We start from the raw sequence: 21,989 nt of genomic DNA, 5'->3' as shown, positions 1-21,989 counted from the left end.
TCGGGCATCTTCAAGTCCGGTGACCCGGCCAACCGCGCACAGGCGATCGTCAAGGCCACCGCGTTCTACGACGACCCGGCCGTCATCGCGGACGTGTCCCGTGGCCTGGGCGAAGCCATGGTGGGCATCAACGTCGCTGACCTTCCAGCACCGCACCGCCTCGCCGAGCGTGGCTGGTGAACGCGTCCGTTCGCGTAGGTATCCTGGCGCTCCAGGGTGGCGTGCGAGAACATGCAAACACGTGTGAATCCCTGGGCGCTCAGGTCACCCTAGTGCGCCGCCCACGTGAACTGACGCAGGTCGAGGCGCTGGTGCTTCCGGGCGGTGAGTCGAGCATGATCGACAAACTGTCGCGTGCGTTTGACCTGCAGAAACCCATCCAAGCTGCGATCGCTGCCGGCCTTCCCGTTTACGGCACGTGCGCGGGCCTGATTCTGCTTGCGGACCGGATCTGTGACGGCATCGAGGGGCAACAGACCTTCGGCGGTCTTGACGTGACGGTTCGGCGAAACGCGTTCGGCTCCCAAATCGACTCGTTCGAGTCGGACTTGCACGCCCCTGACCTGGGGGAGGAGCCGGTGCGCGCCGTGTTCATCCGCGCGCCCATTGTCGCCGAGGTGGGCCCCGCGGCCCGCTCTCTGGCCACCCTCCCGGGAGGCGAGGTGGTCGCGGTCGAGCAGGGCAACCTTCTGGGGACGTCTTTCCACCCGGAGCTCACCGGCGAGACGCGCTTCCACGCGCGATTCATGGACAAGGCACGAGCGCGGAGAGGCTAGCCAACCATGCGCGGCTAGCCGTCACCCCAACATACTCAGTATCTGCCCGGTAGCCAGCCCAAAGAACGTACCCGCAAACGCGCCAATGAGCGCATACAGCACACCCACCGGTACCAGCTGCTGGCTGTACGCGCTGGCTACCACGGGCGCGGATGCCACACCACCAATGTTGGCGGTAGAGGCAACGGCGATGCTGAACAGTTCTGTGCGGGTGAGCTTGGCGTACAGCACCATGAGCAGCAGGTGGATAGCGACCACCACGAACCCGGCCAGCAGGTACAGCGGCGCTTCGACCAGCGAGCTGAAGTCCGACCCCGCCGCGATGATCCCGATGATGATGTACAGCATGATGTGGGACACCTCGGACGCGCCGGGCATCTTGCCAAACCGTGTGGACCCGATGATCAGCCCCAACACGCTCACGATCAGGATGGTCCACGTGGTGGAGGTGACGACCACGCCAATCTCTGGCAACTGGTCACCCACCCACGTGGCCGCCGCTGACGCGAACAGCCCCAACGCAATGACCCGGAAGAGCGCCACCAGGTCCAGGGTCTCACCGCTGCCGTTGGAACCGCCGCCACCCTTGTCTTTACCGGCTTCCCCCGCCGAGGTGTCACCCGAGTTCGCGACCGCGGCGGCTTGGGTCTCGAGGTAGGAAGTGTCGGCCTTCACCCACGTGTTAAAGCGCTGGGCGATTCCCGTCCCGGAAAACATCAACAGCAGCCACAACGAGTACACGATGGTGTCCACAATGAGCACGTGCCCAAACAGGGATTCGGGTGCTTGCAGGATTTCCTGGACGGCCACCATGTTCGCCGAACCACCGGTCCACGAACCTGCCAGCGCGGCGAACCCTTTCCACGCCTCGGGGTCCAAAAGACCTCGGAACAAAAGGAACGCAACCACAAACCCGGCAAAGATCGACACGACCGCCGCCGTGTACGTGAGCATGAGCTTAGGCCCCAGTTTGATGATCTGACGCACGTCGCACTGGAACAGCAACAACATGATCATCGCCGGTAGCAGCGCGTCCTTGACTCCAGACCCCACGGCGTCGATCGAGTCGGTCTGCCCAAACACGCCCAGCGTGTTCAAAGTCGCCGCGATCAGGTACAGGAACACGAACCCGGGCACGTACTTGAACACCGCCATACCCCGACGTTTCTCCAAGTACACCAGGATCGCTGCGATGCCTATCAGGGTGGCCAGGAAGAAGAAACCGTCGGTGATCATGACTGCTCGTCTGCTCCTCCGTTGTCGAGGCGGGTACTTACCGGGTTACGCGCACCTCGGCACCAATGCGCGACAGGTGACGCGTATCACAACCGTACAACATGTGTGGTGGTGGGCTTGGGATTTTCGGAAGCCCCAAGCGCACGAGCCCCTATGCTTTCTTCCGCTCCACCAGCTTGCGCTGTTCCAGACGCAGGGTGACGTCGGCGGCCCGTGCCAGTTGACGTGAGTGGGTCACCACGATCACGCACTTGTTCTGTTCGTGGGCGGCGTCGCGCAGAATCTCGATGACACCTTGGGCGGTGTCCTCGTCCAGGTTGCCCGTGGGTTCGTCGGCCAGGATCACGGGTGCTGACGACACCAACGCGCGCCCAATCGCCACGCGCTGCTGTTGCCCACCGGACAAGGCCAACACGTTGCGCTTGGCCGCCGCTTCGTCGATTCCCAACCGTGTCAGGTCCTCAACGCTGGCCTTGGGGTTGACCAGGCGCAGGTTCTCCAACGGCGTGAGGTAGTCGATCAGGTTGTAGTTCTGGAACACCAACGCGATCTGGTCCCTGCGGTGGCGCGTGTAACCGGTGGTGGCGAGGTCCTTCCCATCGAACAGAACCGCGCCTTGCGTGGGCGCGTCGAGCCCGGCGAGCAGGCTCAACATGGTGGTCTTACCCGCCCCAGACGAGCCCACAATCGCGTAGAACGTGCCCACCTCAAAGTCGTAACTGACATTGCTGAGCACCCGCTTGGCAGCACTGGCGTAAGTGAAGTTGACGTGGTCGAGTTGCATGATGGTCATGATGTTTCCTAACTGAGTTTTGCAAGAATTCGTTTGGGACGTTGCGTGATGAGCGGCAGCACGCCCACGGATACGCCCATGAGCACGAGGACGAACCCCAACGCCACCGCCGCAACAACGTCTCCGGCGCTGGTGGTCAGTTGCAGGGAAGAAAGCGTCTCCCCGCCAACCTGGGTAAACACCGCCCGCCCGAGGTGGTTCGACAGCACCGTGCCCGCCCCGGCCGCGATGAGGGTTGCGACGGCGGCGAAGATGCTGGACTCGATCGCGAACTGGGCCAGCACATTGCCCTTACTCTTCCCCAGGGACAGGAGGATGCCCACTTCGTGGATGCGACCTCGGGCCCAGAACGTGCTCACCAACGTGAGCACACCCGCACCTGCCACGCACAAGGTGAGCAACAGGATAGTCAGCAGCCGGTCAACCCCCGCGATCGCCTGCAGAACGGGCGCGAACTGCGCGGAGTTGTCCTCCAGGGTGAGGTCGGGGGCCGTGCGCTTAGCGGCGTCGAGTGCGCTGGTGAGTTGTTGCGCGTTGTGTGTGAAGTATCGGCCCGTGGTCAGTGGCGCGCCCAGTTTCTGGGCGGACTCAAGGTCCACGAAAACCTGGTTCTGCGAAGCCCCGGACGGCAGGCCGGTAGGGTTCTCTGTCTTTCCGTCAAAGATGCCGGCCACGGTGACGGTCACGCTGGAACCGTCGCGGGTGAGCGTGAAGGTGTCGCCGGGCCCGAGGTTGTTGTGGCTGGCGAACTCCCGGTGGATGAGCGCCTGCGTTGTGCCTGAGCCTGCGTGCGTGCCCTCGGTGAGTTGGTACAGCTTGCCTTGGAACGCCGGGTTGAGTTCGGAGTCGTTAGCGCCGGTGACGCTGACGTCGCCTGCGAACTTCGGATCCAACTGGACGCCACTGGTGCCAGCCACTGGCGTGGCATCCTTGGGGCGCGCCAGGGTGGACGCTTCCAGACTGTGCTGTGCCACCTCGGGCAGGGAAGCCAGCCGGTCAGCCAGGGAAGGGTCAATGCCAGGAGTGGGGCCGTCGCTGGGGGCGCCGTTCTGGCTGGGCCCGGTAGCCGTGAAACCCGCGCCCACGTTGGTGTTGATGGCGTGCTTGACGTGGGCCATGGTGGAGCGCACGCCGGACTGGGCGACGAGCGCGGTGAACACCACGGTCATGATGAGGATCATGAGGAGGCTGCGGCGCGGTTTGCGGGTGACGCAGCGGATTGCTCGGGACCAGGGGTGCGTCATGCCGCGTCCACGAGGATCGCGCGGGGGCTCTTACGCAACATGGGCACCGCGGTGATGGCGACGACCACGGCGATCACAGCCACGCAGATGATGGACGCCTGAATGGCCGAGGCGGGGGAGAGTCCCACGGTGAGGTTGTCCAGGGTTTGGGCGGACGCGGAGGACTCCAGGTCGGAGCCGAACTGTCCGGCCTGCGCCATTTCCTGGGCCGCGGACTTGTTGACGCTGGCCAGGGTGGTGTCGCCCATCCACTGTGCGAAACGGCTGGCGGCGAAGTACGCGCAGATGAAGGCGGGTACGGCGATGAGGATGAGTTCGGCGAGGTACTGGGCGGCGATGCTGGCCTTGGTGACGCCTATAGACAGTAGCGTGCCGGTTTCTTTTTTGCGTTCGTTCAGCCACAGAAACAGGACGAGTGCGACGATCGCGGCGGCGAAGATGGTGGCGCCCACGGTGGTGTTGCGCATGATGCTCTTGATGCCGTCGACGGCGCCGGTGATGCCAGACAGGTACTGGGTGGACGGGGAGATCTGGTAGTTCTGCCAGTCGATGCCTTGGGCCTTAGCGGCCTTGGTGACGTCGTCGAAGTTGGTGTCTTTGGCTACGAAGAAATTGGCGTCTTGGTAGATCTCGGTTTCAGGGGTGAACTGGTAGAGCTCACGGGTGGTGTCCAGGTCAGTGAACACGGTGTTAGCGAACAGTTCGTTGCGCATGGCCGCCGGTTTGGTGTTTGTGCCGGACAACAGGCCCACGATCTGGGTTTTGACTTCTTTGGTGGACTGGCGTTGGTTGTCGACGTCGTACTTGTTGCCCTTGAGTGTGAGGGTGTCGCCTACCTTGAGGTTGTTGGCTTTGGCGAGGTCTTCGTGAATGACGGCTTTGTGGGTGTCGTCGGGGGTGAGGTGGCGGCCCTGAGCAAGTTTGAGGGAGCCGCTGCGGAAGTTGTTGTCGATTTCGCTGTTGTTGACGCCCCACACGTTGACAGCGTTGCCGAACTGTTTTTCGCGCTGTTCGTCATAGTCGTCGTGGTCGAGTTTCTGGACCTTTGCGTTGACCAGGTCAGCGGTGACGTTTTGCCGGGCGACGTGTGATTCCACACCCTCCAGTTTTGAGAGCGTGTCAATGTCTGCAGCCTTGACGGTGCCGGAACCTCGGGGTGTGCCGAGGTTGTTCTGAGGGTTGTTCTCTAGCACGAACCCGCGGCCGGTTTTCGCGTCGATCTCCTCTGACACTTGGTCAGCGGAGCGGGTGACAGCGCTGGCCGCCATGACCACTGTGGCCATGATGATGAGGACGACAAGGATGATGAGTGTCTTGATTGGTTTCCGGGCACAGTAGCGCCAGGCTCTTCCTATGAACGTCAAAGGTTCCCTTTCACAGTAAGAAACGGTTGGCGCGCCCAGAGCGTTTGCTGTTTGCAGTGTTGCCAACGGTGGCAAGGCTGACGGTTCGCAAAACGGTGCGCGCCGAAAAGGTTCGGAGAAAATTTACTATTCGAATCTGAATCGATTCTGGTAGCAGTCTGCGCCGAACCTGTGGGAGGGGAGGGGTGTGTGGGGTGTGACTGCTGGGAAACGGTGGCAGCGAACAACTGGCTCAGCTTTCGATGATGCGAAGACGTGTAAGCGCTTAAGGCGCGATGTGCGAAGGGATGTTTGATGGCAGGAGAAACAAGAAGGTTAGAAGCTGCGGAGGTCAATGTCGGAAGGCTATTGACCAGCGGTGACTTTGAGTTTGTCATTCCGGAATATCAGCGCCCTTATGCCTGGGGTGTCGAAGAATCACTTCAACTGCTGTCAGATCTTCTGGGAGCGCTTGAGCGAGACACAGATGAGCCTTACTTTCTCGGTTCAATTGTCCTTGTGAAGTCCGCGGGCGCCCCTCGGTCCGAGGTCATTGACGGCCAGCAACGCATCACAACCTTGACGCTGTTGCTAGCGCTACTTCGAGATCTTGTCGCCAACGATGATCTTCGCCGGTCCATTCACAATTTGATTGAGAAACCTGCAGTGGAGTGGGATGACCAGCCCGCACGGCCTCGGTTGAGGCTTCGGCCACGCGATAATCAGTTCTTCTCCGACTATGTGCAGACGATGGGCCAGATCGCAAAGCTCATCGAGCTCAGTGACAACATTCCTGAGACTGATTCTCAGCGGGGGTTGCGTGACAACGCGAAGGCACTCCATGCTGAGTTGTCGCAGCTCAGCTCAGAGCAATTGAAAGACTTGTTCCGACTTGTCGCTGGGAGGGCTTTCCTCGTGACTGTCGCGACGCCGGATCTGAACAGCGCCTACCGGATTTTCTCGGTAATGAACGCTCGCGGTTTGCCTCTTTCGCCACAGGATATTTTCAAATCTCAGGTCATTGGCGCCACCAAGGAAGAAGAAAAGCAACACTATGCAGACCTTTGGGAGCGTCTTGAGGAAGATCTGGGCCGCGATGAGTTCGGGGATCTGTTCCTCTATATTCGTGCGATTAAAGCACGCACCCGAAGTGTCAAGAGTTTGTTGCAGGAATTTCCCGAGCAGGTCCTCAACGCTTATCTGCCTGATAACGGAAGCGGCTTCATGAAGGAAGTGCTAGAGCCGTATGCCAAAGCAGACATTCGTCTGAATGCTCATGATTTCCACGGAGATAACCCACTTTGGGAGCAGGTCAACAATTGGTTGAAGTGTTTAGCTCAACTCGACAACGATGACTGGCGTCCCCCGGCCTTGTGGGCGATCACCGAGCACGGCGAAGATCCCGAATTCTTAGTCACGTTCTTCAGCAAGCTTGAACGCCTCGCTGCCAGTATGCTCGTCCGCCGGGTCTACGCGACACCACGACAGCAGCGTTACATGGAGCTACTCAAACAGCTGGCCGACGGGCACGGTCTGGATTCGCACAGCTTCGAACTCACCGAAACTGAACGGGCAGAGACACGGGAACGCCTCGACGGTGACATCTACTTGGCGACCCGCGTTCACAAGTATGTGCTGCTACGGCTGGACTCCGTACTAGCTGATGATCCGGGGGCTTCCTACGACCACAAGATCATCACGGTCGAGCACGTTTTGCCCCAAACCATCGATCCCGAAAGCCAGTGGGCAAAGAACTTCACTGAGGAAGACGCACAAGCGTGGACACATCGCCTTGGAAACCTACTGCTGCTCAACCGCTGGAAAAACTCCAGCGCTGGTAATTACGACTTCGATGCTAAGAAGGAGAAGTACTTCAAGTCCGGGAAAGGCGTGGCGGTGTTCGCACTCACAACGCAGGTACTTGGAGAGCCAGTGTGGACTCCCAGTGTTATCGAGCGACGTCAGGAAACGTTGGTGAATCTGCTGGTCGAAGAGTGGAAACTCTAGCTGGTTGGTGTTGTCTGATCATGAGCCATTTATTTGCGCTTCAGTTATAAACACCATGGGCGCATTCACTTTGTGCGTTACGTTTATGCCGAATCAAACCTTTTCGCACTGAGACTAGGGCAACTTCCTACGCATTTTCGTGCCTTTTTTGTTGTTTTAGTTTTGAGGATGGGTAGGAAGCAGGTATTTCGTCTCTTGGCCGTTTTGCTGATTGTGTTGGGTTTGACCGCGGGGACAGTGGTTCCAAGCCAGGCGGCGCAACGCCTGGTGGATGTAAAAGGGTTCAGCGCCCCGTCAGTTGTGTTTTCGAAGTCCGGGTGCGAGTACATCACCGTGAAAATGCGCAAGTCCGTTCACCGTTAAACATGGGAGTGGAACGTCTATGCGGATGTCACGCATAAGGGACGATCGGTAAATACTGCTCTGTTTAGTGACAATGGGGATTCTTCCCGCACGCGAATCTTCCTGTGTGATTATGACGGCTTTGGAAAACACACAATTGGCCCATCCAGCGTCGACGCATATACCTATGACTGGCTTACCGATGGCCATGGCTCTTATCAGAGCAACACAGACTGGACTTAGGGTCACTTCTATGTCCGTGCCAAGGTCAAGGCCGGTTTGAAGGCTAAACGTAGGGGGAACAAGGTAGCGCTGATCGCATCGGCTCAGCGTTACAGTACCGATCGAGGCAAGTTCGTGAACTACGCGCCTAAGAAAGCTCGTGTGCAGGTGAAGTCGGGCAAAAAATGGAAGACCGTGAAGTCGGTCAAGCTTAAGCATGGTGAAGCAACGGTAATCGTCAAGTCGAAGTGGAAGAAGCAGTACCGTTTTGTCATTGACAAGTCGAGCTCCAGAACTAGCGCAAAGTCGAAGATCGTGAAGGCATAGTTCATTCGACTGGATGGCTGGCGGCGGTTCGTTGGAGTTAAGCACAGGTTTGGGGCATATATGCTGAGGTGGCAACAGGCATTTACGTTCGTGCGTCAAAAAGTAATCAATTCGAGGCGATGCAGATGACTAGCGACTTTCCTACGACTGATGAGTTCCGCCCCATGATTCTCCGTGCTCTTGCTGATGGCAAGGAGCGTGGGCGACAAGAAATCTATGAAATGGTGGCCACTTTGGCTGGTCTGTCGCAAGAACAAAAGCAAGAAACGTTGGCCACTGGCCAACTGCGGTACAAGAATCGGATTGGGTGGGCGCTGTCTTCGTTTTCCTTGTCTGGGTTGGTCGATCGACCTAAGCGTGGCCGTTACAAGATCACCGAGAACGGCAAGGTCGTAGACCGGCGTTCCTTGCGTGAGTACAGCGAAAAGGACATGCTCGAGTGGTCCACGTGGCGTGAGTATAAGGACGAGGTTGCGCAACGCCGTCAGATCAAGGACGGGACTAGTTCTACCGAAAGCGAAATTGAGTCAGCCGATGACCCGGTAGAGGTTATGCGGGCTAGCGAGAGAACGTTTAATGCAAGTACCGAAACGGACTTGCGTAAGCGCTTGCAATCATCATCCCCCGAGTTTTTCGAACGTGCAGTAATCGACGTGCTGTGGGCCATGGGCTACGGCGGTGCACACGGCGAAAAGCAGCATGTAGGGCGATCTCACGACGGAGGAATCGACGGTGTAATTCGTCAGGATGCACTGGGGCTTACGAACATTTACATTCAGGCAAAGCGCTATTCGGACACCAACAAAGTTGGGGAACCGGAAATCCGTAACTTCATTGGGGCTCTCGACGCGCAGGGTGCGAACCTGGGTGTATTTATTACAACGTCTACTTTCTTGGACCGAGCAAAAGAGACAGCGGCGCGTTATCGGCACGGCAAGATCGTTCTGATTGACGGCATAAAGCTGACCTCGCTCATGCTTGACTACGGTGTTGCCGTGCACAAAGCACGGGAGTTCACGTTGTACGAAATCGATGACGACTTCTTTGAAGACGAACTGGTGTAAGGAACCGGGTGAACGACAGCTAGCGACGCCTACTGTATTCGTCAATTTTTCTTTGCAGATGCCTGTACCAATCTTGTTGTTTGTACAACAACTGCTGTTGCTTCGAACGCCACTCATTGTTCCTACGCAGAGCGTCAGCTTGGCGTTGTACAGCTGCATTGCGCTTACGTGATCTTACCGGGGGTAGCGACCAGGACGCGATCGCCGCCCCATCTGCCTCGGCCTTTCGTATCCGGGCTTCAGTTTCTCGGATCTTGCGCTTCTGCTCGTTCAGCTGTTGACGATAGTCGTCAGCAATGCACCGTCGCCAGTAGTCAAAAAAGTCGTCAGTAGCTCTATCTAGCCTTGTGCGAAGCCTGTCTTCATTGTCTCTTCCTGAGTACCCGACTTGAAAGAATTCGTCGCGAAGTTGCAAAACCCTGTTTTTCGCGTCACCCAAATCCCTTGCTCCGCGTAGGCCGGCGATCTGCGAAATTATGTGTTCCTTTCGATTCGCATTTGTTTGGTTAACTCTTTGAGTCCGGTTGTACAGCTCCCGCCAAATTGAACGAATTTCTTCCGTAAGCTCAGGTTGCTTTTCTCCGGCGTGACCGGACTGTGCCCACTCATCCTTGATCTTGTCCATTTCTGACCAGGCCAAATGTAGGTCTTGTAAATGAATGATGCGTCTAGCACGTGCAATGAGTTGCGTTTTAGTGGCAAGGGCTTCTTTTTGGGATCGTGTTGGCTCCACGTTGCCTCCTCTGAAACTCACTTGAAGTTTACCAATGGTCGACACGAGGAGACGTTGAAAATCACAGATCCCGAATACGTGGACACATGTATCAAGAATGCAAGAGTGCTGGTGTGGCTACGAGGAGTTCAGTGTGTATCAGGCGCACAAGTTTTGTGTCACACCCTCTTCCTATTATCAGCGATGAACACTAACGATCGAACAAGAAGAAAGTAGAACAGCTGAAAATTTCTTTCGATAAGGGGGAGAAAATAATGTCTTTAGATGGAATTATTACGGCCTTTGCAAAGCAACTTCATAGCATTGCTACATTTTTTGCTTCGTTTTATGCGCTTTGTGTATTCATTGCAATCTTTGGTCATGGAGATAGCGGAGTTCACAACATGGCTACAATCTTAGATGTTTTCGGTCTTACAGGTGCAAGAACTTGGGTCATTAGTCTTTCTAACCGCTTGATGATGTGGGAAGTAGCGTCAAGCGTACGCGTGCTCTTTCTTATCTGGTTATTGGTCGCATTGACTATTTTTGTGTACCTGTTTTGGGGTGAACGTTCAGGCCAACTTATGCCGTCACCCGCCGTTGGAGTGACTTTTACGTGGTCTCTTTATACTGATTTGTACAGTGGCTCGCAACTATGGAATATAGCTACGTTTATGTATATGTTTGCACTTGTGCTGATATTAGTTGGTAGCTTGAAACGAGGAAGAGAGTTCTGGAAGTATCCGTTATTTGCCATAGTGGGGTGCCTTGTGACGCCGCTGTATGCGCTTGTAGTTATTCCATTTTGGATTTCGACGAAAACAGATGACTATGACCAAACAAGAGGTCTAAGTGAAATTGTGTTACAGCTTGAGAAGATTCAAAATAAGCTAAAATAGTGCAGGATATTTAACTGTGTGTCGATAGAAGTTTATGTACTCCGAATGGTGTTGTCTACGTATTTAGTTTTGTTTTATTCTTTAGGGCATATAGTGCTCTCGAAGTTTTCGTTAAGACCGACATACTCTCTCACCACCATTTCTGCCATTGCAGGTCATCTCAATGATTAGTGACCTGCTTAGAGAGCTATGCGTTTCTACCATGAAAGACGTTCTGGTTCCTGGGCTGACTCTCAATGACAGCCGAAGGTGTTGTGATTGATGCCCACGGTGAGGTGGGCAAGTTGTTGTTTGGGTGTCGGCAGAGGGGTGGTGGTGAAATCAGCGGTGGCCTTTGGTTGCCCGTGCAACCTGCATTCTTCTATGACCTGTTCTTTAGCTGTGGACGTGCGCGAAGCTGAGCTCGCCAACTTCGGTGTGTGGTGTTACACGCTGGGAAGTGGCTCGCGTACATGACTGCTGTCTTGCTGATCTGAAACCGGCGGCAGTGCCTATACGTATCCTGATTTTCGGGGCAGCCTGAACACCGTTTCGAGGCAACACGAAAAGACACGGTTCGTGTTGAGCTGAAAGCAAATGAATTGCGTGCAGAGAGTCCGTCAAACGAAGCAAAGCTCAAAGAGCTAAAGCTGGTGTGCTAAAACCATTGAGCGCAAGAACTGAGAAATTTAAACTGGCTCAGAGCGCGCGGATGTTTAGAGAAGCGGAGCCTCTAGGGATGGATGCGCACGACTTGGAAGCTAAAGAAACAAGACTTGCCCAAAAATTTTATATATTTGAACTTCGTGAAAAAAGCGCGAGAAGTTACGCATTCTCATGTTGAGGTCTATTCCAGACAGTGGTCTACGCGCTGAGCGTGAAATAAAACGGATCAAGGATGCCGTTAGAAAAGTAGTGCACTAAAACTGGATAGATAGTTATTATTATTCAGCTACCGAACTCGATGATTTGTTTGATGGTTTATCGGAACATTCGCCACATATTGTGCATTTTTCTGGACACAGTGATGATACGTCTATATTGCTCGAACAAGATGTCGTTGGCGCTAACGACGGAATGGCGGTGGTGGTGAGTAACCTCGGGCGTGCGTTCTGCTCCGTGGATAACCCTCCGATTGAACTCCTGCCATTCGGCAGATCATTATCGTGCAAGAAATAATGTTTGTTGTTGATATGCTCGCGTCCGTTGGGGGAGAGGGGCGGAGCCAGCTCCGCTACCAGAATGTATGCGACGATTGCGAACGGTCAGTCTTTAGGTTCTGCGGTTGATAGTGCGGAGGCTTACCGATCAGTAGTTGGGCTTAAAGGTGCGGAATTGCAGATGCTCGTTAGCACAGATGGTGCAGATCCCTATTAGCTGTACTCGGTGAAGTAGCCGACCGGTTTTAACAAACATGGATAAGTGGGGCATGACAGTGCCGTTTTTGCCTGCAGTGCAGGTGCAAGTGGCACTTACTTCCCCAAAGATGCTACAACACAAGCAATCGCGGAACTAGAGCGTGGTTAAAGCCACTGACCACGAACGGACGCTGCAGGTACTAGGAGCTTGCACTTATGCGGGTCGCATAGGTTTTCGAAGTAAAAGTTGGGAGAACGATTGCTACTTTGTTGAGGTTTCGTGGGAAGCTAAGGGAAGCGGAGCGCTCGAATTCTCAAATGAAATCGGCTGAGATGCTGGCCTTAACTGACAACTCGTACAGGCTGTGGCTAACAGCGCATGTCATGGATAATCACGGCCACAGGTTTGTTCAAGACAGTGCAAGAGTTTGTCTGAGTGCAACGGGTACCTGAAGAACGAAGGAACTGACAGCTTTGGCTATCGATAAGAAAATAAATCACGTCACCATGATTTGGAATATTGCCGAGATTCTGCGTGGCGATTACAAGGAACACGAATATGGCGACGTGGTCTTGCCTTTCACCGTGCTCACCCGCCTCGATTCGGTCTTGGTAGACACCAAGCAGGCAGTCCTAGATATCAAAGCCACCTCAGTTCCGAGCGAGATCAAGGAGCTACAATATGCCAAGGCTACGGGCTACCCGTTGTGGAATACGTCGAACTTCACGCTCAGGACCTTGTTGGATGACCCGGACAATCTTGAGCAGAACCTGAGCTACTATGTGCAAGCGTTTGCGCCTGCTGCGCGTGAGGTGATGGAGGCCTACAACTTCTACAACGTGATTGAGCGCCTCGACAAGGCGAATTTGCTGTATCACGTGCTCAGTGAGTTCACCTCCGCGAAGGTCAACCTCCACCCTGACGTGGTCAGTAACGAACAGATGGGTTACATCTTTGAAGAGCTCATCCGTCGATTCTCTGAACTGTCGAATGAGACTGCTGGTGAACACTTCACCCCGCGCGAGGTCATCAGCCTGATGGTCACCCTGTTGTTTAACCCCGATGAAGATATCAACCGGCTTTGTGCAGACGGAGCCATGGCCTCGCTATATGACCCGGGGGTCGGTACCGGCGGCATGCTCTCCATCGCCGCGCAGCACCTCGATGACATGAATGGGACCGCACGCCTAGAGGTTTACGGTCAAGAGCTCAATCCGCAAACCTATGCGGTGGCAAAGTCTGACATCATGATCAAGGGTGAACGCCAAGAACGCATCTACTTAGGCAACTCGTTGACGAACGATAAGACGGCAGGGATGCGGTTTGACTACATGTTGTGCAATCCGCCCTTCGGCGTGAACTGGAAGAAATACGCCGACCCGATTCTTGATGAGGCTGAACGCATGGGCCACCAGGGGCGTTTCGGAGCGGGGACGCCGCGTGTGTCGGATGGCTCGTTCCTCTTCTTGCAGCACATGATCTCGAAGATGAAGCCCTACGACCCCAAAGACCTCGTCAATTCCCCTGGCACGCGGATCGGGATCGTGTTTAACGGTTCACCCCTCTTTACAGGTGGAGCTGGTCAGGGTGAATCAGAGATCCGCCGTTGGATCCTTGAGAACGACTGGCTCGAAGCGATCATCGCCCTACCGGATCAGATGTTTTACAACACCGGCATTCTCACCTACATCTGGGTGCTGTCGAACAAGAAAGAGCGTCGCCGCAAGAACAAAGTGCAGCTGATCGACGCCACCCAGTACTACCAACGGATGCGTAGACCCTTGGGTGAAAAACGCAAAGAACTCACCGAAGACGACATCGCTGCCATCTCTCGCATCTATGGGGCATTCCAGGAAACCGAAGAGTCGAAGATCTTCGACACCGAAGACTTTGCATATCACGAAGTGCTCGTAGAGAGACCCCTACGGTTGAGCTTCCAAACCACTCTAGACACGATCGAAGCACTCAAACAAGCCAAGCCATTCATGGATCTTGCCACGTCGAGGAAACGAATCGAACCTGCGCGCAACGAAGAAATCGAGGCGGGCAAGCGGGTGCAGGAAGCGGTCATCGCCACTCTCGAGGCATTCGATGCTGAGCATGTGTACCTCAACCGGGACGAGTTCACAGACCTACTCCGAGAAGGCATTAAAGACCGTGGAGAGAAAATCGGCATCGCAACGCTGCGCAAGATCGTCGTCGAACTCGGCACCAAGAACCTGGACGCGGATATTTGTGTGGATGCGAAAGGTAACCCGGAGCCAGACCCGGATCTACGTGACACCGAGCAGATACCGTTCCGCGAAGATATCGAGGCGTACTTCCAACGCGAAGTTATCCCGTACGCTCCCGACGCATGGATCGATCACAACAAGACCAAAGTTGGCTACGAGATCCCCTTCACCCGCTACTTTTACAAATACGAAGAACTTGGCGATCCCGCCGAGACCCTCGCCGAAATTCAAGCCCTATCGGCAAATATTCAGGCCGACATCGCCAAACTCTTTAGTGAGCAGGTGGCAAAGTGACAGTCGCATCCGAGTCAAAAATATTGGGCGTGAGATTTCCTGACGATTGGTTGCGCAACAAGATCGGAAGAATCACAACAAAAGTTGGCAGTGGTGCTACCCCGAAAGGTGGCGCTAGTGCTTATCAGCCAACTGGAATGCCGCTCATTCGTTCACTCAATGTGCATAATGAAGGTTTCCGATCATATAACTTAGCTTTCATCAATGATGACCACGCTCGGCAACTCGAATATGCTTCGGTTGAGCCTGGCGATGTTCTGCTCAACATCACAGGGGCATCTATTTTGCGCAGCGCGGTTGTGCCAGCGGAAGTCGGACCAGCGCGCGTCAATCAGCACGTTTCTATTGTGCGTCCGGATACTGATCAAGTGCTCCCAGGTTATTTGCACGCATGGTTAATATCTCCCGTCATGTACAGCTATATGTATTCCCTAAGCGTGGGGAGTACACGCGAAGCGATCACAAAGGAGCAAATCCTTCGATTTCCAATTGTGTTCCCCACCCTAGAAGAGCAGCGCTCAATCATTAGTTACTTGGAGTCCAAGACCGCTGCGATCGATGGAATCATTGGCAAATTGCAGCGCGAAGTTGAGCTGTTAGAGCGTTACCGTCGAGAGCTGATTGCCCACACCGTAACTCGTGGCCTTAATCCAGATGTACCAATGAAGGACAGCGGAATCGACTGGATCGGCAAGGCTCCGGCGTCCTGGAAAGCGGCTTCAATTTCGGTCGTGACCGATGAGAACAAGGCCAAGAACGCAGATTTGTCCGAGAAAAATCTGCTCAGCTTGAGTTATGGCCGGATCATTCGCAAAGATATCGACCTCGCATTTGGTTTGCTCCCGGCCTCTTTTGATTCTTATCAAATTGTCGAACCCGGCTACATTGTTCTTCGAATGACTGACCTCCAAAACGACAAACGCAGCCTTCGAAGTGCGCTCGCTAATGAGCGTGGCATCATCACAAGCGCGTACATCGGCCTTAAGGTTCGCGGCCCAATCGTAAGTGAGTACTTTGCATGGCTACTGCGGTTTTATGACCTTGCAAAGGTGTTTTACTCGCTTGGCGGAGGCGTTCGACAATCCGCAAGCTACAAGGAAATCGGCAAGATTCCGATCCTCGTCCCCCCGTTGGCAGAGCAACAGAAGATCGCGGATTTCCTCGAGGAAAAATCAGCCCAGATTGATTCGACTATTGAGGGCATTAATAAGCAGATCGAGTTGTTGGGCAAGTATCGCAAGCAGGTTATTAATGATGCCGTGACGGGCAAGGTTCGTGTGGAAGAGGTGGCGTGATGGATACGTCTGAGCGCAGGTTTGAAGATGAGATCGAGTATTGGTTGACTCATGTTGGCCCTTCCGAGTTCGACCTCTACGAATCGAGGACATCGTCCGGTTTTGATAAGCAGCTCGGCTTGTATCCGCAGGATCTGCTCGATTTTGTGCGGGATACGCAGCCGCAACAGTGGGAGCGCCTGGAACGCATTCATGGGGCAAAGGCTGGCGAGAAATTTTGCAAACGTGTTGCCCGCGAGCTCGATAATCGTGGTGTCGTGGAGGTGCTACGTCGCGGTGTGGAAGATCTTGGTGCGCGCTTCAAACTGGTGTTCTTCGCCCCTGGCTCTGACCTAAACGAGCTGCTGGCAGAGAAGTATTGGGCGAACCGCATGACTGTGATGCGCCAGCTGCGCTACTCGACAAAGAATGACAACTCTGTCGACACCGTACTGTTTGTTAACGGCATCCCTGTGGTGACCTTGGAGTTAAAGAACCAACTCACTGGACAAACTTACCGCGACGCGATCGACCAGTACAAACGGTCCCGCTCAGCCAGTGAGGTGCTGTTTGGGTTGAATCGCCGTGCAGTGGTGCACTTTGCGGTCGATACCGACGAGGCGTGGATGACCACCAAGCTCGCAGGTATGGACACGGTTTTTCTCCCGTTTAACCGTGGTTTTGGCAATGGTGCTGGTAACCCGCCCGTGCCAGGCAAGTACAAGACGTCTTATTTGTGGGAAGAGGTGCTGGCGAAGGATTCCCTGCTGGATATTTTGCATCGTTTTGTCCAGTTCATCCCACACGAGAGAGATCGGCGTAAAGACAAGCTGATCTTCCCGCGCTACCACCAGCTCGACGCCGTTCGCGCGCTCGTCGCAGACGCGAAGATTCATGGTGCGGGGAAGAACTATCTGGTGCAGCACTCGGCGGGGTCAGGTAAGTCGAACACCATTGCGTGGCTTGCCCACCACTTGTCGAACCTGCATGATGATCAGCAGCGCGCAGTCTTTGATTCGATCATTGTGATTACCGATCGGCGCGTGTTGGATAAACAGCTGCAGAACACGATCTACGCGATGGACCACACCGCTGGTGTGGTGGTTAGGGTCGACAAGAACGCACGCCAACTGACAGACGCGCTTGCCGATGGTGCGAAGATCATCATTTCCACGTTGCAGAAGTTCCCATTTGTCGACGTGAGCAACGTGGCGACGACTAGTAGGCGCTTTGCCGTGATCGTTGATGAGGCTCATTCGTCGCAGACGGGAGAAGCGTCGGAGAAGCTCAAGCAAGTGCTCGCAGACACCGTCACTGCTGGCAAGGAGTCTGCAGAGGACCTGCTCGAACGCTACGCGGCCGCCGAAGCCCAGATCGAAGAGGAACAGCTAGAGATTGATGAGCAGATCGCCGAGGAGCTACGCACACAGGGCCGTCAGCAGAACCTGACGTTCTTCGCGTTTACCGCAACTCCGAAGCAGAAAACGCTCGAGATCTTCGGCACCCCGGTGCCCGATGCCACCCCAGTTCCGTTCCACGTGTATTCAATGCGTCAAGCGATCGAAGAGGGTTTCATCCTTGACGTGTTGAAGAACTACACCACATACAAAACGTATTACCGAATTGGGAAGACCACGGCTCAAGACCCCGAATATTCCACCAAGCAAGCCAACAAGGCGCTCGGAAAATACCTGAGTCTGCACCCGTATAACCTGCGGCAAAAAGCGGAGATCATCATCGAGCACTTCCGCGCCAACGTCGCTCACAAGATTGGCGGCGACGCCAAAGCCATGCTGGTGACCGGTTCACGCTTGCATGCAGTGCGCTACTACTTCGCCTTCCGTGACTACATCACACAGAAGGGCTACGCAGACCTTGGTGTGCTCGTGGCATTCTCAGGAGCTGTCGAAGACCGGGGCGCGGAATACACCGAGGAACAGCTCAACCAGATCCCCGAAGCGGAGTTGCCGGAGAAGTTCGCCACTGGCGAGTACCAGCTGCTGCTCGTGGCTGAGAAGTATCAGACGGGCTTCGACCAGCCACTATTGCACACCATGTATGTGGACAAGAAGCTCCACGGGGTCAAAGCGGTGCAGACCTTGTCTCGAATCAACCGTATGCATCCGGGCAAGACCGACACGTTCGTGCTCGACTTCGTCAATACCGCTGAGGAGATCCAGAAGTCGTTCCAGGACTACTACATTTCCACCGGCATCACCGAGGAGACCGACCCGAACATCGTCTACGACCTCTACCACTTCCTCGCCTCTTATCATTTGTGGACGGACAAGGAGGTCGCGGGCTTTGCCAAGGTCTTCTTCACCGAGTCGAAGAAGCAAACGAACCTCGACTTCAGCCGACTCAATGCCTACCTCGACCCCGCCGTCGCACGGTTTGACGAACTCGAGGACGAGGACAAGCGCGAAGTGCGGGCGCGGATGAACAAGTTCAACCGCAACTACGACTTCCTGACCCACATCATCCGCTACGACGACGAACGACTCCACCGCTTTGCCGCCTACGCCAAGCTCCTGGTGCGCAAGCTCCACATCGAGGGCGATCCCGCCCCACATCTGGAAGACGAGGTCGCTCTACAGTATTACCGCCTCCAGCAAGTCTACGAAGGCTCCATCGATCTGGTCGATGAGCAAGGGCAACTGTCGAACAACCCCGACATCGGTGGCGCGAGCGTGGACGAGAAGGACAGTCTGTCCAACATCATCTCCAAGCTCAACGACCGCTGGGGCACCGAGTTCACTCACGTGGATAAGGTCATCGAGCAGCTCACCGAAGACATGGTCGAAGATCCCGAAGTCAAGTCACGTGCCCACAACTCGCTTGACATGTTCTCCATCGTCTACGCCGAACGCATCCAAGACATCGTTCTCGACCGGATGAACCAAAACCAAGAATTCGCTATCAAGTACCTATCGGATCCACAGCTCAAGGCCGATGTCGATCGCGTGCTCTTGCCCCTGATCTATGAACGTCTCAAGCGCAAAGAGTAGCTGCCCGGTCAGCCTGCAGGACCGCTTGACGCACCCCAAAACTACCTCTTGCCGACCATCGAAATTGCGTGTTCGCATAGCAACGGACACGCAAATGAACAGAGGGTTAATGGAATGAGTCAAGAACGCGGCGGGAAAGACGATTCGCCGAGTCGACCACATTCGCAGGCACATCTCGATCGTCTACCCGAGCTTTTGGCCACGGCTGTGGTTTGACGGGGCCGGTCATTTCAACGAATAACATGAACGCATGCCAGCGCTGGAGTATAAACACTGCAACACTTGACTGAATGCCAACCACACAGATCCGATCCGCAGAACCGCTAGCCCGGCATGGACCGCGCATCATCTCACCTTGAGGTAGGTGAACCTGCCCGTCTTGTCGTTTCTGCATCTCGATGAACTCCTGCGGATATCAATCCGAAACGCTCATGACATTCCGGATATAAGCTCGCGCCAACTGCGTTTTGTTCGCCTGATTGGTTCAAACCTGCGCTGATCGGTCAAGGTTAGAGAGGACACTCTTGCGACCGTTGAGCCACCAATTGTTCGAATGTTTAGTTACGTAACCGTTGAAGTGGTTCACGCCTAAGGCGCTTTCGTGGGAGCACTGCACCGAGCTGTGTCGTGGTTCGCTCGACGTGGCATCACGATCAAACGATTTCTGTCAGAAAATGGTGGTGCCTAACGGTTCTTCCTCTGGCGTGAACACGTGCGATGCCTTGCTTTGACTCCGACGCGCACGCACCACTACAACCTTCACCGACCTCACGCAACGCAAGACAACTAACCGCCCTTCTCGCGATTGAGCAACGTGTCTGATCCGTGCCTTTAGTGATGGCGCCCCGTCTGGGTTCTACTAAAAGCAATGTGGCCAGCACTCCTAGCGCCTACTCGCCCACACAGGTGTCCGGGACGACAACATAGGGGGCACTTATGCAGACCGCAGATATTAAAAGCCGCGCTCGGCGCTATCAGCGCGTAAAAGGTGCAAGGTCTGGCTCGCAGTGAGGCGCCAGGCGGTGCTGTGTAGAATGTAGTCTGCTCCGTCAGTTGAAGACGTACGTGAATTGAGGAGTGTGTAGTTCCGGTGACAATGTGATCTCCACTCAGCTTTGCTGAGACGTGACCGAAGTGAATGCTACGTCCAGGAGATCATTATGCCCGCAATTGTTCTCGATTCCATTTCCTTTTCGTATGGCTCACGCCTCGTATTTGACCAGGTGAGCCTGCATGTTTCTGACGGTGAGCGTGCGTTTCTAATTGGACCGAACGGGGCCGGTAAGTCAACGCTTTTGAGAATCCTTATCGGAGAATTGCAACCCGACTCCGGGCGAGTTGAGTCTGGTGTTGTTTCGCAGAGCATTCCTGACCCGGAAACGTTCTCGGGCAGCGTTGCACAGTTTTTAGAGACGGTTTTGACGCCATCTAGAACCCTGCTGGCTCGCTTTGAAAAGGTTGCCGACTCTATCGCTTCTGGTCGGGCCAATCGCGCATCGGAATACGACCAGCTTCTTTCGCGGTTGAATTCCTTGGACGTGTGGTCCTTGGATGTGCGGGTGAACGAAACACTTGGTGGATTAGGTCTTGCGGAATTTACAGAGTGCGGCCGCAACAGGCCGTTGTCGACGCTTTCTCCAGGTCAGCGTGCACGATTCAAGCTGGCAGCGCTACTGATAATGCGTCCCGAGGTGTTGATCCTTGATGAACCAACTAATCACCTGGACAGTGACGCCATCGCATTCCTCGAAGCCACCGTAAAGGATTGGGAAGGGCCAGTGCTTGCGACAAGTCATGACAGGGCCTTCATAGAAGGAACCGCGACCGTCATGTACGACTTGGACATCACCGTATGGAGAGAACTCGCCAAGATTGACGGGGAAAAACTAGTAGGTGTGTATCGCAACGCAGGTAACTACACGGACTATCTCGAAGCCAAGGAGACTGCCCACCAGAAAGTTCAGCAGATCCATGCAACGCAACAAGCCGAAAAACGTGAGCTACAGGCACATCGTCACGAAAGCATGAAAATTGCTCGTGGTGGCGTACGAGTAGAAACAGCTGCTCGGAAAGAAAAGAAATTCTTCACCGACAGGGCAGCAAAAACGTCAGTGAAACGAACACGTAACGATGACGTTCGCTTAGAACTCCTCGCTCAACGCGAAGTTCGAGAGCCACGCCACTACAGCCTTGAATTCCCAGTTCACGAATCTGACCCCAGACCCGGCCTTGCCGTGTCGGCTAGAGCCGCCGCAGTGAACGGTCGGCTTGCTCCGGTCACATACGACCTCGGCCGTGGCGAACACCTATTGGTGACGGGGCCCAACGGCGCAGGAAAATCAACGCTACTCAGTTGGATTGCAACGGGTAATCCACCTGACGATGCACTTGCGAGCGGAACCATCACGCGTGATGAACCGGTCGGTAAAGTGCCTCAGAGACTTCCTGAAGTGCCAGACCCAGGTTTCGGGGAGCACGCATGGAGGGCCGGAATCGGGGAAGCCGGAAAAGGAATTCTTCACCCGTCCATGTGGCGCACTCCAATTCCAGACCTATCGGCAGGGAATCAACGACGCGCCCAACTTGCAATCGCATTGGCTGCAAACCCAGCGGTTCTGGTTATCGACGAACCCACCAACTACTTTGACTTAGAAGCGATGAACGCGCTTGAGAATGCGTTACACAACTGGCAAGGAACCCTGATCGTCGCCAGTCACGACCGATGGCTGATCGAGCACTGGAGCGGTCGTAGACTTGACCTCCAGCCCTGTCCACCGGGTGCGTAGATCATCAGCCTTAATCACCCACACGCAGACAACCGTGCACATCAGGCCTGGTCTCTACTAGAATCGGTGACGCCTGTATGCAACAACCGT

15 protein-coding genes and 1 pseudogene are annotated in these 21,989 nt (G+C 55.0%); 11 read left to right on the top strand and 5 right to left on the bottom strand.

Features of this window, described 5'->3' with window-relative positions; translation table 11 throughout:
• Together MHX53_RS10190 and pdxT are read left to right on the top strand one after the other, a co-directional pair.
• A pseudogene (locus MHX53_RS10190) lies at window positions 1-180 on the top strand (pyridoxal 5'-phosphate synthase lyase subunit PdxS); the annotation flags it as partial.
• The gene (gene pdxT, locus MHX53_RS10185; RefSeq protein WP_239272641.1) at window positions 174-776 is read left to right on the top strand and encodes a pyridoxal 5'-phosphate synthase glutaminase subunit PdxT; all 603 of its coding nucleotides are present in this window, start codon (window positions 174-176) and stop codon (window positions 774-776) included. The pseudogene MHX53_RS10190 and the gene pdxT, both read left to right, overlap by 7 nt.
• A gap of 21 nt (window positions 777-797) precedes the next feature.
• On the opposite strand, the gene MHX53_RS10180 is transcribed toward pdxT, so the two are convergent.
• From MHX53_RS10180 to MHX53_RS10165, 4 genes are all read right to left on the bottom strand, one after another.
• A complete protein-coding gene (locus tag MHX53_RS10180) occupies window positions 798-2,012 on the bottom strand; it encodes a DUF819 family protein (RefSeq protein WP_239272638.1) in 1,215 nt (404 codons plus the stop codon).
• Window positions 2,013-2,163: 151 nt separating this feature from the next.
• The gene (locus tag MHX53_RS10175) at window positions 2,164-2,805 is read right to left on the bottom strand and encodes an ABC transporter ATP-binding protein (RefSeq protein WP_204515920.1); all 642 of its coding nucleotides are present in this window, start codon (window positions 2,803-2,805) and stop codon (window positions 2,164-2,166) included.
• 8 nt (window positions 2,806-2,813) lie between these two features.
• Window positions 2,814-4,049: an ABC transporter permease gene (locus MHX53_RS10170; RefSeq protein ID WP_239272637.1), complete on the bottom strand. Its 1,236-nt coding sequence runs from the start codon at window positions 4,047-4,049 to the stop codon at window positions 2,814-2,816.
• Window positions 4,046-5,413: an FtsX-like permease family protein gene (locus tag MHX53_RS10165; RefSeq protein WP_239272636.1), complete on the bottom strand. Its 1,368-nt coding sequence runs from the start codon at window positions 5,411-5,413 to the stop codon at window positions 4,046-4,048. Before MHX53_RS10165 ends, MHX53_RS10170 begins: the two co-directional genes overlap by 4 nt.
• Before the next feature lie 294 nt (window positions 5,414-5,707).
• Here MHX53_RS10165 and MHX53_RS10160 point away from each other — a divergent pair, with 294 nt between their 5' ends.
• From MHX53_RS10160 to MHX53_RS10145, 4 genes are all read left to right on the top strand, one after another.
• On the top strand, window positions 5,708-7,399 hold the full coding sequence (locus tag MHX53_RS10160) for a DUF262 domain-containing protein (protein ID WP_239272635.1): 1,692 nt from the start codon (window positions 5,708-5,710) through the stop codon (window positions 7,397-7,399).
• 168 nt (window positions 7,400-7,567) lie between these two features.
• Entirely contained in the window at window positions 7,568-7,762 is a 195-nt protein-coding gene (locus MHX53_RS10155; protein ID WP_239272634.1) for a hypothetical protein, read from the top strand.
• 258 nt (window positions 7,763-8,020) lie between these two features.
• Window positions 8,021-8,290 carry a hypothetical protein gene (locus MHX53_RS10150; protein WP_239272633.1) on the top strand — a complete coding sequence of 90 codons (270 nt, stop codon included), beginning with the start codon at window positions 8,021-8,023 and terminating at the stop codon, window positions 8,288-8,290.
• Between the two features lie 125 nt (window positions 8,291-8,415).
• Window positions 8,416-9,354 (top strand): restriction endonuclease, encoded by a 939-nt coding sequence (locus tag MHX53_RS10145; RefSeq protein ID WP_239272632.1) that lies wholly within the window; start codon window positions 8,416-8,418, stop codon window positions 9,352-9,354.
• A gap of 19 nt (window positions 9,355-9,373) precedes the next feature.
• Here MHX53_RS10145 and MHX53_RS10140 read toward each other — a convergent pair whose 3' ends face one another.
• On the bottom strand, window positions 9,374-10,132 hold the full coding sequence (locus MHX53_RS10140; protein WP_239272631.1) for a hypothetical protein: 759 nt from the start codon (window positions 10,130-10,132) through the stop codon (window positions 9,374-9,376).
• A gap of 209 nt (window positions 10,133-10,341) precedes the next feature.
• On the opposite strand from MHX53_RS10140, the gene MHX53_RS10135 reads away from it, so the two are divergent.
• The 5 genes from MHX53_RS10135 to MHX53_RS10115 all read left to right on the top strand — a co-directional run bounded on the left by MHX53_RS10135 (window position 10,342) and on the right by MHX53_RS10115 (window position 21,899).
• On the top strand, window positions 10,342-10,965 hold the full coding sequence (locus MHX53_RS10135) for a hypothetical protein (RefSeq protein ID WP_239272630.1): 624 nt from the start codon (window positions 10,342-10,344) through the stop codon (window positions 10,963-10,965).
• A gap of 1,844 nt (window positions 10,966-12,809) precedes the next feature.
• Entirely contained in the window at window positions 12,810-14,831 is a 2,022-nt protein-coding gene (locus tag MHX53_RS10130; RefSeq protein ID WP_239272629.1) for a class I SAM-dependent DNA methyltransferase, read from the top strand.
• A complete protein-coding gene (locus MHX53_RS10125; RefSeq protein ID WP_239272628.1) occupies window positions 14,828-16,126 on the top strand; it encodes a restriction endonuclease subunit S in 1,299 nt (432 codons plus the stop codon). The genes MHX53_RS10130 and MHX53_RS10125 overlap by 4 nt, the downstream gene beginning before the upstream one ends.
• Window positions 16,126-19,113: a type I restriction endonuclease gene (locus MHX53_RS10120; protein WP_239272627.1), complete on the top strand. Its 2,988-nt coding sequence runs from the start codon at window positions 16,126-16,128 to the stop codon at window positions 19,111-19,113. Before MHX53_RS10125 ends, MHX53_RS10120 begins: the two co-directional genes overlap by 1 nt.
• Before the next feature lie 1,160 nt (window positions 19,114-20,273).
• Window positions 20,274-21,899 carry an ABC-F family ATP-binding cassette domain-containing protein gene (locus tag MHX53_RS10115; protein ID WP_239272626.1) on the top strand — a complete coding sequence of 542 codons (1,626 nt, stop codon included), beginning with the start codon at window positions 20,274-20,276 and terminating at the stop codon, window positions 21,897-21,899.
• Window positions 21,900-21,989: the final 90 nt, after the last annotated feature.

Source organism: Brevibacterium sp. ACRRH, assembly GCF_022346365.1.
Classification (GTDB): Bacteria; Actinomycetota; Actinomycetes; order Actinomycetales; family Brevibacteriaceae; genus Brevibacterium; species Brevibacterium paucivorans.
This window is presented reverse-complemented; position numbering and strand designations above follow the sequence as displayed.